The sequence below is a fragment of the Marinobacter sp. SS21 genome (assembly GCF_028369065.1).
Classification (GTDB): Bacteria; Pseudomonadota; Gammaproteobacteria; order Pseudomonadales; family Oleiphilaceae; genus Marinobacter.
Genome location: NZ_JAQNDA010000004.1, coordinates 285,599 through 298,364, shown reverse-complemented (window position 1 = coordinate 298,364; position 12,766 = coordinate 285,599). Strand labels below are relative to the sequence as shown.

General features: G+C 59.6%; 10 protein-coding genes, 1 tRNA gene and 1 pseudogene. All 12 read right to left on the bottom strand.

Annotation, left to right across the window (positions count from 1 at the left end; all coding sequences use genetic code 11):
• Window positions 1-37: 37 nt before the first annotated feature.
• Complete coding sequence (gene truB, locus N6L25_RS07815; RefSeq protein WP_271979243.1) at window positions 38-958, bottom strand: tRNA pseudouridine(55) synthase TruB; 921 nt, start codon at window positions 956-958, stop codon at window positions 38-40.
• A complete protein-coding gene (rbfA, locus tag N6L25_RS07810; RefSeq protein ID WP_271979242.1) occupies window positions 955-1,362 on the bottom strand; it encodes a 30S ribosome-binding factor RbfA in 408 nt (135 codons plus the stop codon). Before rbfA ends, truB begins: the two co-directional genes overlap by 4 nt.
• 93 nt (window positions 1,363-1,455) lie before the next feature.
• Complete coding sequence (gene infB, locus N6L25_RS07805) at window positions 1,456-3,987, bottom strand: translation initiation factor IF-2 (protein WP_271979241.1); 2,532 nt, start codon at window positions 3,985-3,987, stop codon at window positions 1,456-1,458.
• Window positions 3,988-4,004: 17 nt separating this feature from the next.
• Window positions 4,005-5,498: a transcription termination factor NusA gene (nusA, locus tag N6L25_RS07800; protein ID WP_271979239.1), complete on the bottom strand. Its 1,494-nt coding sequence runs from the start codon at window positions 5,496-5,498 to the stop codon at window positions 4,005-4,007.
• A 45-nt stretch (window positions 5,499-5,543) separates the two neighbouring features.
• Window positions 5,544-6,002, bottom strand: coding sequence for a ribosome maturation factor RimP (gene rimP / locus N6L25_RS07795; RefSeq protein WP_271979238.1), 459 nt, complete (start codon window positions 6,000-6,002; stop codon window positions 5,544-5,546).
• Between the two features lie 377 nt (window positions 6,003-6,379).
• Window positions 6,380-6,464: transfer RNA gene (locus N6L25_RS07790), tRNA-Leu, on the bottom strand.
• A 9-nt stretch (window positions 6,465-6,473) separates the two neighbouring features.
• Window positions 6,474-6,851 carry a preprotein translocase subunit SecG gene (secG, locus tag N6L25_RS07785; protein ID WP_271979237.1) on the bottom strand — a complete coding sequence of 126 codons (378 nt, stop codon included), beginning with the start codon at window positions 6,849-6,851 and terminating at the stop codon, window positions 6,474-6,476.
• A 48-nt stretch (window positions 6,852-6,899) separates the two neighbouring features.
• Window positions 6,900-7,649, bottom strand: coding sequence for a triose-phosphate isomerase (gene tpiA, locus N6L25_RS07780; RefSeq protein ID WP_271979236.1), 750 nt, complete (start codon window positions 7,647-7,649; stop codon window positions 6,900-6,902).
• A gap of 75 nt (window positions 7,650-7,724) precedes the next feature.
• On the bottom strand, window positions 7,725-9,068 hold the full coding sequence (gene glmM, locus N6L25_RS07775) for a phosphoglucosamine mutase (protein ID WP_271979235.1): 1,344 nt from the start codon (window positions 9,066-9,068) through the stop codon (window positions 7,725-7,727).
• A complete protein-coding gene (folP, locus tag N6L25_RS07770; protein WP_271979234.1) occupies window positions 9,065-9,898 on the bottom strand; it encodes a dihydropteroate synthase in 834 nt (277 codons plus the stop codon). Before folP ends, glmM begins: the two co-directional genes overlap by 4 nt.
• A gap of 112 nt (window positions 9,899-10,010) precedes the next feature.
• Window positions 10,011-11,948 (bottom strand): ATP-dependent zinc metalloprotease FtsH, encoded by a 1,938-nt coding sequence (ftsH, locus tag N6L25_RS07765; RefSeq protein ID WP_271979233.1) that lies wholly within the window; start codon window positions 11,946-11,948, stop codon window positions 10,011-10,013.
• Window positions 11,949-12,100: 152 nt separating this feature from the next.
• Window positions 12,101-12,722: pseudogene (gene rlmE, locus N6L25_RS07760) on the bottom strand (23S rRNA (uridine(2552)-2'-O)-methyltransferase RlmE).
• Between the last annotated feature and the right edge of the window lie 44 nt (window positions 12,723-12,766).

Below are 12,766 nucleotides of genomic sequence, written 5' to 3'. Positions count from 1 at the left end.
CGGCTAATTCAACCAGCGATTTCAGCCAAGGAAACCGCTAGCTGTTCTGTACCAAACGGCGAGGCATGATCTTGCTGCCCTCACCTTCGGTAATGCTTTCACCCAGGCCCACAAACCGGTCGGGGCCAAACAGCCGAACCAGCCCGGATGCCGGGTGACCCGGTATTCTAACCGGTTGTCCGTTCAATATCGACACCAACTGCTGACCGTCCAGCCGCAGCTCCGGAAACATGGTTAACGCGGCATCCGGAGACGCCAACAGGCCATCCAGGCTTTCGCCCTGCTCACGCAGTGCTTCCAGTTGCTCAACCGGCCGGGCGTCCGCCAGTGTAAAGCCGGCGGCAAGGGTACGGCGCAGGGCAGTGACGTGAGCGCCACACCCAAGTGCTTCCCCGATATCCTCCACCAGCGAACGGATGTAGGTGCCCTTGCTGCATTTGACGGCCAGGTCGATTTCCGTCTCACGGACCGCCAGCAAGGTCAGTTCGTAGATCATTACCGGGCGAGCGGGCCGATCGACCTCAACACCCTCACGAGCGTACTCATACAGCGGTCGGCCCTTATGTTTCAGCGCCGAATACATCGACGGCACCTGCTCGATGTCGCCGCGAAAGCGTGCCAGCACCGCCTCCACTACCGCTTCGGTCAGACCTTCAGGAACCGGTCGCTCAGCAACCACTGCGCCTTCGCTGTCCCCGGTTTCGGTGCGCACACCCAGTCGAGCGGTGGTGACATAGGCCTTATCGCTGTCGAGCATGACCTGGGAGAACTTGGTGGCCTCACCGAAACACAGCGGCAACACCCCGGTGGCGAGGGGGTCGAGTGCGCCGGTATGACCCGCCTTGGCGGCCCCCATCAGCGCCTTGACTCGCTGCAGGATACCGTTTGAGGTGATCCCCTGGGGCTTGTCGATAACCAGTATGCCGTTGACGTTACGGCCCTTACGTCGCCGACTCAATCCTCTGACTCCCCATCATCGTGGGAGACCGCAGGCTTCTCGCCAACCGCCCGGTTGATCAGCGCGTCCATGCGGCGGCTCTTACCGAGCAGGGTGTCGTAATGGAAACGGAGCTGGGGCACCACCCTCAACTTCATGGCCCTGCCCAACTGACCGCGAAGGAAACCCGCGGCCTTGTTCAGCACCGCCAGGGACTCCTTCACTTCCGGGGAGGCTTCGGTTAATTCCTCAGTGGTCAGCAGGGAGACAAAAATGTCGGCATAGCCGAGGTCCCGGCTGACCTTCACCGCATTCACCGTGATCATCCCCAGCCGCGGGTCTTTGATTTCCCGCTGAATCATCTGGGCCAGTTCTCGCTGAATCTGATCGCCGATACGATCGAGACGGCTAAATTCTCTTGGCATGGTTTCGCCTGTCAGTCACACAGCCTGTTAACGGGAAACGTCCCGAGACCGGGACGTTTCCTGCGGGTATAAAAGGGTTACCAGCGTTTGCGGTTAGCCCTGGGATTCCAGCTTGCGCTCGACCCTGACGCGGTCGAACACCTCAATCTGGTCGCCCACTTTAACGTCGTAGCCCTTAACACCGATACCACACTCCATGCCGTTGCGGACTTCCTGAACGTCGTCCTTGAAGCGGCGGAGAGACTCCAGCTCACCTTCAAAGATCACCACGTTGTCTCGCAGTACACGGATCGGCTTGTTCCGGAATACGGTACCCTCGATCACCATACAGCCGGCCACCTGGCCAAACTTCGGCGAACGGAAGGTGTCGCGTACCTCGGCGATACCGACGATCTCTTCCCGGAATTCCGGTGCCAGCATGCCGGTCAGGGCCGCTTTAACATCATCGATCAGGTTGTAGATGATGCTGTAGTAGCGCAGATCCAGGCCTTCCTGCTCCACCAAACGTTTGGAGGCAGTGTCGGCACGGACGTTGAAGCCGAAAATAACGGAGCCGGTGGCAAGCGCCAGGCTGACGTCGGTTTCGGCAATCCCGCCGACGCCGGAGGAGACGATCTTGACCTGAACCTCGTCGTTGCCCAGGTCCTGCAGCGCCTTACTGATGGCCTCCAGCGAACCACGCACGTCGGTTTTGAGCACGACATTGAGATTCTTGACCTCGTCCTTGCCCATGTTCTCGAACAGGTTTTCGAGTTTGGCCGCCTGCTGGCGCTGCAAACGCTGCTCGCGCTCGCGAATCTGACGAAACTCCGCCAACTCCTTGGCCTTGCGCTCATCGGCCACGGCATAGAACTCATCGCCGGCATCGGGGGTGCCGTTCAAGCCAAGGATTTCCACCGGAATGGACGGGCCGGCTTCGTCAACCTGAGAACCGGTTTCGTCCATCATGGCGCGGACCTTACCGAAGAAACCGCCGGCCACAACCATGTCGCCCCGTTTCAGCGTTCCGTTCTGGACTAGCACGGTGGCCACCGAGCCACGACCACGTTCCAGGCTGGACTCAACCACTACCCCTTTGGCCGGAATATCGGGAGCCGCTTCCAGTTCGAGCATTTCGGCTTGCAGCAGAACCGCTTCCAGCAGGTTATCGATGCCGAGACCAGTATGCGCGGAGACGGGAATGAACTGAACGTCGCCGCCCCAGTCTTCCGGAATCACTTCCAGAGCTGACAGCTCGTTCTTGATGCGATCCGGATCCGCCTCTTCCTTGTCCATCTTGTTGATGGCAACGACAAGCGGCACACCGGCTGAGCGGGCATGCTGAACCGCCTCTTTGGTTTGCGGCATCACGCCGTCGTCAGCCGCCACCACCAGGATGACGATATCGGTACACTGAGCCCCCCGCGCCCGCATGGCGGTGAACGCCGCGTGGCCCGGAGTGTCCAGGAAGGACACCATGCCGTGATCGGTGTCCACATGATAGGCGCCAATGTGCTGGGTAATACCGCCGGATTCGCCCGCGGCAACCTTGGTGCGACGAATGTAATCCAACAGCGAGGTCTTACCATGGTCAACGTGACCCATGACACTGACCACCGGCGCGCGCTTGCACGTCTCACCGGTCTCCGACTGGATTGCGCTCAGCACCTCCTCTTCATAGGCGTCTTCGCTGACCGCCTTCGCCTTATGCCCCAGCTCCTCGGTGACCAGCACCGCGGTTTCCTGATCCAGAACCTGGTTGATGGTCGCCATGACGCCCATACCCATCAGGGTCTTAATCACATCCCCAGCCTTGACGGCCATACGCTGAGCCAAATCGCCCACGGAAATGGTCTCGGGAATTTCAACTTCTCTAACCATTGGCTTGGTTGGCCTCTCGAATCCGTGACGCTTCTCTTTGGGTTTCTTTTTGGCACGCAGCGGCTTGCGCAGCGTCGTGTCATCTTCGTCCTCGGAGATGACCACGGGCTCATCCACCGGGCGATTACGTGGACCGCGGTGGCCCGCCGACTTCTTCTTCGGCTTACCATCCTCGCTGTCATCGCCGCGCTCACGCACTTTGTCCTTTTTCTTTTTGGACTTGCGGTCCTTGGCATCGGCGTCCACCGGCGGCACTTCGCCCTGCACCGGCTCGGCGACGGCTGCTTCAGGTTCCTGCGGCTGTTCCACCGACTCCGCAGGCTTGGCTTCAGGCGTTGAGTCAACGTCCGCTGCCGGCTGTGGTGCGGCCGCCACCGGCGCCGTAACGTCTTCAGCCTGGGCCACCGCCGACGGTTGAACCTCGGCCTCTTCCGGCTTGGCGACCTCCGACTCCGACGGCACTTCCGCCCGCTTGACGTAGGTACGGCGCTTGCGAACTTCGACATTCACCGTTTTCGCACGCCCCGCGGAACCACCACTCTTGAGGGTGGTCGTGGTCTTGCGCTTCAGGGTAATTTTTTGCGGCTCGGCGTCTGACTCGCCGTGCGTTTTTCTCAAAAAGGCCAACAGCTGCTGCTTCTCATCGCTGGTCACCGAATCATCTTCCGAACGAGCCTGCAAGCCCGCTTCAACGATCTGGCGCAGCAAACGATCCACGGGAGCGCCTACGTCCTCGGCCAGTTGTTTTACCGTTACTTCTGACATACTGGTCCTCCTCCCGATTAAGCCTGGTCCTGGAACCAGGGCGCACGTGCGGTCATGATCAGCTGACCGGCGCGCTCTTCATCCATTCCGTCAATTTCGAGCAAGTCATCCACGGACTGCTCGGCGAGATCTTCCATCGTGCGGACACCCATGCCCGCGAGTTTGAACGCCAGGGCGCGTTCCATGCCGTCCATATTGAGCAAGTCGTCCGCAGGCTCGGCACCCTCCAGGGCCTCTTCATTGGCCAGCGCCTGATTCAACAGGACGTCCTTGGCGCGCCGGCGCAACTCGCTCACGGTATCTTCGTCGAAGCCTTCAATGGCCAGCATCTCTTCCATGGGCACGTAGGCGACCTCCTCAATGGACGTAAAGCCTTCTTCAATCAGCACACCGGCAAACTCTTCGTCGACATCCAGATTGGCAGTAAAGTTCTCCAGCAGGCGGTCGTGTTCCTGCTGCTGCCGCTCGCCAGCCTCTTCTTCGGTCATCACATTCAGAGTCCAGTCTGTCAACTCACTCGCCAGCCGGACGTTCTGGCCATTGCGACCGATGGCCTGGGCCAGGTTGTCCTCGGCCACAGCCACTTCCATGGTGTTGCGATCTTCGTCCATCACAATGGATGCAACTTCCGCCGGAGCCATGGCGTTGATCACCAACTGTGCTGGGTTGTCGTCCCAAAGCACGATATCCACACGCTCACCACCGAGTTCGTTGGACACCGCCTGCACGCGGGACCCCCGCATGCCAACGCAGGCGCCCACCGGATCGATGCGGCGGTCGTTGGTCTTTACCGCAATCTTGGCGCGAGAACCCGGGTCCCGAGCGGCACCACGGATTTCGATCAGTTCTTCGGCGATTTCCGGAACCTCGATGCGGAACAGTTCCACCAGCATGGCCGGATCGGTACGACTGAGAATCAGCTGGGGGCCGCGATGGTCGGTGCGGATATCCTGCAGCAGAGAGCGCACCCGGTCCCCCATGCGGAAGGTTTCCCGCGGGATCAACTGGTCACGCGGCAACAGCGCCTCGGCGTTGCCACCCAGATCGACAATCACGTTGTCGCGAGTCACCTTCTTGACGGTGCCGGACACCAACTCGCCAACCCGGTCACGGTAGCTGTCGACGATCTTCGAACGCTCGGCTTCACGGACTTTCTGGAAAATAATCTGCTTGGCGGCCTGGGCCCCGATACGGCCAAAGGCGACGGAATCCACTTTCTCCTCATGGGTATCGCCGGGCTGGAGCGCGGTATCGATCTCCTCGGCTTCCTGGAGCGTCAGTTCGGTGCCGAGGGCAGGAACGGCGTCATTATCGACGACCAGCCAACGACGGAATGTCTCGTATTCTCCGGTACGACGATCAATGGCGACACGAATATCGGCCTCTTCATCTTCGTAGCGCTTTTTAGCAGCGGTTGCGAGTGCCAGCTCAATTGCCTCAAAGATGACATCCTTTTCAACACCCTTCTCGTTTGAGACGGTTTCAACAACCAGCAAGATCTCTTTACTCATTGAATTACCCTGCCCTTTACCAAATAAACTCGCAGTCAGACGAAATTACTCGAATACCGGAACGATGTGTGCCCGCTCGATGCTGTCGAACGGCAAGAGGTACTCGTGGTCGTCGACGATCACGACAACATCCTGGCCTTCGATGCCTCTCAGCAAGCCCTGAAATTTACGGCGTCCTTCAAACGCCATGCGCAGACGGATCTGCACCTGATGGCCGGCAAACGCCTGATACTGCTCCAAACGGAACAGCGGCCGATCCATGCCCGGCGAAGACACCTCGAGGGTGTACTCGGTCTGAATGGGATCTTCCACATCCAGCACCCCGCTCACCTGGCGACTGACTTTTTCGCAGTCATCCACACCAATCCCCGCCTCAGCATCGATAAAAATCCTGAGCTTGGAATGGTGCCCGCGGGACTGAAACTCCATGCCCCAGAACTCATACCCCAGACCTTCAACCACCGGCTGGAGCATCGCTTCAAGTTTGTTTAGCTTCGCTGACAAGGCAATTACCTTCTCTGTTACCGTCTTCCGTTACCGGAAATAAAAAAAGGGCTGTAAATCAGCCCTTTTTACGCACCAGGGCCCCTAGCGCCAGGCCCCTAATCAAAAAGCCCCTAACGATGAGGCTACGTGAAAACTTGCGCGCTCGGCGCTTCACGCGGCCTCACAGGGGCCTTTTGTTGCAAGAACTTACGGGGAAACCGCGACTCAACGCATCCCGCAGACAGACACCTGGCCTGCCATTCGTACCGGCACCCTACGAAAGCTCAGCTACGCAGAAAGCCGCCACGACAGTCGCCGGAGTATAAGTACCCAGACGTCGCTGGTCAAGGACTGACCAAAAAAAACGGCTTGGTAACCCAAGCCGTTTCTTGTAATGGTGCCGAAGGCCGGACTTGAACCGGCACGGCTTACGCCACTACCCCCTCAAGATAGCGTGTCTACCAATTCCACCACTTCGGCAATAAAACGTTATTCAAGCTCCGGCAAACCGTCATCAGCCACCGGCGCGCCCAACTCCACAGCACCCTCTTCCAAGGCCGGGGCCTGCTCAGCCGACGCTGGGACTTCCTCAACCGCCGGAATGCCCGCATCGCCAGCAACATCGGCGCGCTGTTTGGCGAAAATCGCCAGAGAAAAACTGGTCACAAAGAACACGATGGCCAAAAAGGTGGTCGTGCGAGTCAGAAAACTCCCGCTACCCTGGCTACCAAACACCGTTTGCGAGGCGCCACCGCCAAAGGCAGCGCCGGCATCGGCACCCTTGCCCTGCTGAATCAGCACCAGACCCACCAGCGCCACCGCGATCACCACGTGTACAACGACAACCAGCGTTTCCAACCAATCCATAACGACTCTCTGTAAACCTTGTATTCGTTTGCAGCGGAACCGGGCGCCTTACGCTGCGCCGCAAATCCGGACAAAGTCATCCACTTTCAGGGATGCCCCGCCTATGAGTCCGCCGTCGATATCCGGCTGAGCAAACAGCTCGGCCGCATTATCTGGCTTTACACTGCCTCCGTAAAGGAGAGGCAACTTTTCGGCCGGAGCGCCCAGCTCCGCCAACAGGGCACGCATGGCAGCATGCATACCCTGGGCATCCGCCGCGGTGGCGGTTCGCCCGGTCCCTATGGCCCAGACTGGCTCATAGGCAACCACAATCTGTTCCCACTGCTGCGCTGCAACCCCCGCCAGGGCGATTCGGATTTGCCGGGCAACAACCGCTTCAGCCTCTCCGGCCTCACGCTGCGCCAGCGTCTCGCCGACACACAGCATCACATTCAGCCCGGACTCCAGCACCCGCTCAACCTTTTCAGCGACTACCTCGTCACTCTCACCGAAGTACTGACGACGTTCAGAATGCCCGACCAGCACATAGCGGCAACCCACGTCGGCGGCCATATCGGCTGAAACCTCTCCCGTGTAGGCGCCAGCCTGCCAACAGGCAGCATTCTGAAGCCCCAGCGCGAACTCTGAACCGCTCAGATGACGCTGAACGTCGCGCAGGTAAAGTGCGGGAGGAATAATAACAACCTCGACACCTTTATCAAGCCCGGAAAGACCTGATTTAACACCACCAACCAACACCTCAACCATTTCAGTTGAGCCATTCATCTTCCAATTGGCAGCTACAATAGTACGGCGCATATCAGCCCCCTAACACAAGGGAGGCCGAACTATACAGCAGTCCGGCGGCACAGACAACCGCCAATGGCAGCCAAATCATGCCTTGGATTGACCTACAATTTCGGCCAACTCCTGCGCGACCCGGGCGATCCGATCGCCATCCTCGCCTTCGGCCATGACCCGAATCAGTGGCTCCGTGCCCGACGCCCTCAGCAACACACGGCCTGCCGAGCCTAGCTCAGCCTCGGCGCGGCGGACCGCCAGAGCGATATCGTCCCGCTCCAGCGGATCAAACCGCTGCGCCACCTTAACGTTGATCATGGTCTGAGGCAACTTGCTCATCTCGCCCTTCAGTTCCGACAGCGTACGCCCGGCCCGCCAACCGGCGACCAGCACCTGCAGCGCCGAAACAATGCCGTCGCCCGTGCTGGTGCGATCACGAATCACCAGATGTCCCGAGCCTTCTCCGCCCAACACCCAGTCGTTGCGTACCAGTCGTTCCATCACATAACGGTCGCCCACCTTGGCCCGCTCAAAGGGAATGCCGCGCTCACGCAGCGCCAGCTCCACCCCCAGGTTTGTCATCAGGGTACCGACCACGCCACCCTTCAACTTGCCCGACTCCTGACGTTCGGCCGCAATGATGTACAACAACTCATCGCCATCCACCTCGGAGCCATCACGGTCCACCATCAGAACCCGGTCGCCATCGCCATCGAAGGCAATACCCAGATCCGCACCCTGACTGACCACGGCAGACTGCAAGGCCTGCAAATGAGTGGAGCCAACCCCCAGGTTGATGTTCAATCCATCCGGCTCGGTACCGATAACGGTCACCCGGGCACCCAGCTCGCGAAAGACCTTGGGAGCCACGTGATAGGTCGCGCCGTGGGCGCAGTCCAACACAATGTGCATCCCTTCCAGGGTAAATTCATTGGGCACTGTGCTCTTACAGAACTCCACGTAACGCCCGGGGGCATCATCCACCCGGAAGGCCTTGCCAAGCTCCCCGGAATCCGACACTTCGACAGCACAATCCAGCCAGCGCTCTATCTCGGACTCCAGGGCATCGTCCAATTTGATACCAGCGGCGGAGAAGAACTTGATTCCGTTGTCCTGATGCGGATTGTGGGAGGCGCTGATGACGATGCCCGCCGACGCTCGAAAGGTGCGGGTTAGATAGGCGATGGCCGGGGTCGGCATGGGCCCCAGCAACTTAACGTCGACTCCAGCCGCCGAGAGCCCCGCTTCCAGGGCCGATTCGAACATATAACCGGACAGCCGGGTATCCTTGCCGATCAGCACGCTGTTGCGCTGACCTTTGCGCTTGAACGTCTGTCCGGCCGCCCAACCGAGACGCAACATGAATTCCGGAGTAATGGGAAACTCACCAACCCGACCTCGAATACCGTCTGTGCCAAAATACTTCCGGCCTGTCATTGACCCGCCTCCTCCATTGCCGACACAACCTTGACGGCATCTACAGTTTCACTGACATCATGCACCCGTATCACGGACGCTCCCTTCAATGCCGATATTGTCGCGGCTGCCAGGCTCGCCGGCAACCTTTCCGATACCTCGCGCCCGGTGATATGGCCCAACATGCTTTTGCGGGACAAGCCCACCAGCAGCGGGTAACCCAGCACCTGCAACCGCTCCATGGCCGCCAGCAGCTTCAGGTTATGGGCCAGCGTCTTGCCAAAGCCGAACCCAGGGTCCAGCAAAATTCGGTCGGAAGGGATACCGGCCTGCTCGGCCACCCGCACTCGGTCCATCAGGAAGCCACTCACCTCGCGTAACACACTCTGATAACTGGGCTGCACCTGCATATCCTCCGGCTGCCCCTGCATGTGCATCAGACACACCGGCAGTCCGGTCTCAAGCGCCGCCGCGACCGCGCCATCGCGCTGCAGTGCCCGCACGTCATTGAGCAGCCCGGCGCCCAGTCGGGCAGTTTCCCGGAACACCTCGGGGGTACTGCTGTCCACCGAAATCACCACATCCAACTCACGGGCGATTGCCTCGACTACCGGACAGACCCGATCCAACTCTTCCTGCACCGAGACAGGATCAGCGCCGGGACGGGTCGACTCTCCGCCCACATCGATGAAGGCCGCACCCTGCGCCACTATCTTGCCGGCCCGCAGCAAGGCCGCATCCAGCGAATTAAAGCGGCCGCCATCAGAGAACGAGTCGGGAGTGACGTTTAGAATGCCCATGACATGGCATCTCGCCATATCCAGCTCCCGATCCGCAAAATTCATCAGCATTCCGTCTCCCCTCCGGTCTGTTCGCCCCAAAGACTCAATTCAGTTCAGAACAAAAAAGAAACGCCGCCCCTTGGGGCGGCGCCTGGATTCTGGCCGACAGCGGCGCTCGACGTCAGTGTTCGCCCGCCGGGCGACCAACGCTACCGGACTTGCGGTCATCACTGCCAACCTTGTCAGCGGCGGGCTCCTCCACCGGCACGCCACCACTGGGACCACTGTCACCCCAGCCCTTGGGCGGACGCGGTGTACGCCCTTCCATGATGTCGTCGATCTGGTGACGGTCGATGGTTTCATACTTCATCAACGCATCCGCCATCACATCGAGCTTGTCCCGGTTGTCGATCAACAGCTGACGAGCCTTTTCGTAGCATTCATCGATGATGTTGCGGACCTCTTCGTCAATCCGCTGCGCCGTTTCCGGCGAGTAGACGGTGTGGGCCTGACTGGCAGCCCGACCCAGGAACGGCTCCTCGCTGTCGGTGTCGTACTGCAGCGGCCCCAGCTTCTCGGAAAGCCCCCAGCGGGTCACCATATTACGAGCCAGACTGGTTGCCCGCTCAATATCGTTGGACGCACCGGTGGTCACGCCCTCGAAACCGAGGGTGAGTTCTTCGGCGATCCGCCCGCCAAACAGACTACAAATGGAGCTGATCAGATAGCGCTTGGAGTGACTGTACTTGTCCTCTTCCGGCAGGAACATGGTGACCCCCAGCGCCCGGCCGCGAGGAATGATACTCACCTTGTACACCGGATCATGCTCGGGCATCAGCCGCCCCACGATGGCGTGACCAGCCTCGTGGTAGGCGGTGTTCCGCTTTTCCTTCTCGTTCATCACCATGGACTTGCGCTCGGCGCCCATCATGATCTTATCTTTGGCCAGCTCCAACTCTTCCATGGAGACCAATCGCTGGTTACGACGGGCGGCGAACAGCGCCGCTTCGTTGATCAGGTTGGCCAGGTCGGCACCAGAGAATCCCGGCGTACCGCGGGCAATCACCCCCGGATCGATACCGTCGGCGAGCGGCACTTTTTTCATGTGCACCTTGAGAATTTGCTCACGACCGATGATGTCCGGCAGGCTTACCACCACCTGGCGATCGAAGCGGCCCGGACGCAGCAGCGCCGGGTCCAGCACGTCGGGCCGGTTGGTGGCAGCAATAACAATGACACCCTCATTGCCTTCGAAACCGTCCATTTCCACCAGCAGCTGGTTCAGGGTCTGCTCACGCTCGTCGTGACCACCCCCCATACCAGCGCCACGGTGGCGACCGACGGCATCGATCTCGTCAATAAAGATGATGCAGGGACTCTGCTTCTTCGCCTGCTCAAACATATCGCGAACCCGGGACGCCCCGACACCCACGAACATTTCCACAAAGTCGGAGCCGGAAATCGAGAAAAACGGCACCTTGGCTTCGCCGGCAATGGCCTTGGCCAACAGCGTCTTACCGGTACCGGGCGGCCCCACCATCAGCACGCCCTTGGGAATGCGGCCACCCAGGCGCTGGAACTTGCTCGGATCACGCAGAAAATCGACGATCTCCTTGACGTCTTCCTTGGCCTCGTCAACGCCGGCAACGTCAGAGAAGGTGGTCTTGATCTGGTCTTCGCTCATCAACCGGGCCTTGCTCTTGCCAAACGACATAGGCCCTTTACCGCCGCCACCGCCCTGCATCTGCCGCATAAAGAACACGAACAGCGCGATGATGATCAGGATCGGGAAGGCCGCGACCAGCAATTGGGTCCAGAGGCTCTGGCGCTCAGGCTCTTTACCGACGACTTCCACCTGGTTAGCCAGCAGATCATCCATCAGCTTGTTGTCCGGCACCTGCGGCCGAATGGTCTGGAAACGCGAACCATCACCCCGGATACCCTGAATCTCCAAGCCATCTATCGTGACCTGACGCACCTGCCCCTGTTGCACCATCTGTACAAACTGGGAATAAACAACCTGCTGACCGCTGGTCGTTGGTGAAAAATTCTGAAACACCATCAACAGCACGGCGGCTATGATCAGCCAAAGAACCAGATTTTTTGCCATATCGTTCAAGGATCGTCACCTGTGAATTGAAAGACCGGATCGCCAGCAGTACCGGAAGAACAGCCTTTATCGACACCTTACACCAATTTTACGCCCAACCACCACATTCGGCCCATCCGTAACGACCGAGTGGTCGGCATTTCGCCCGTCTCCACCAGGAATCAGCCTTTAAAACCCTTGCAGACCTGGTAGATTTCCCGCGACCGCGCCCGCGATGAATCCGGTTTTCGGCTCACCACCGAGGCGAATGACTGACGCATCTCCGCCAGCAGGACATCAAAGCCCTCGCCCTGGAACACCTTGACCACAAACACGCCGCCAGGCTTCAGCACCTGGCGGGCCATGTCCAGGGCCAGCTCCACCAACCCCATCGCGCTGGGGATGTCCACTGCGGCCATACCACTCATATTGGGTGCCATATCGGAAATTACAACGTCTGCCCGACGATCTCCGAGCTGGACCAGCAATTCATCCAGCACCGACTGCTCGGTAAAATCCCCCTAAACGAAGGTGACGCCGGCGATCGGGTCCATCGGCAAACTATCACTGGTCAGCACCATACCAGCATCACCCACTTTTTCCATGGCCAGCTGGGCCCAGCCCCCGGAGCGCGGCGCCCAGGCCCACCACCAGCGACCCTGGCCGGAACAGTGGATCCTTCCTATCCAGCTCAATTAGCTTGTAACTGGCACGGGAGCGATAGCCTTCAGCCTGGGACCTTTTGACCCAAGTGTCATCGAAATGTTCCTTGCGCCAGCGTCCGCTGGATTTTGAACGCGCCAACTGTCAGCTCCCGCGGTGATCTGAAGGTAGGTGGATTCGGCGAT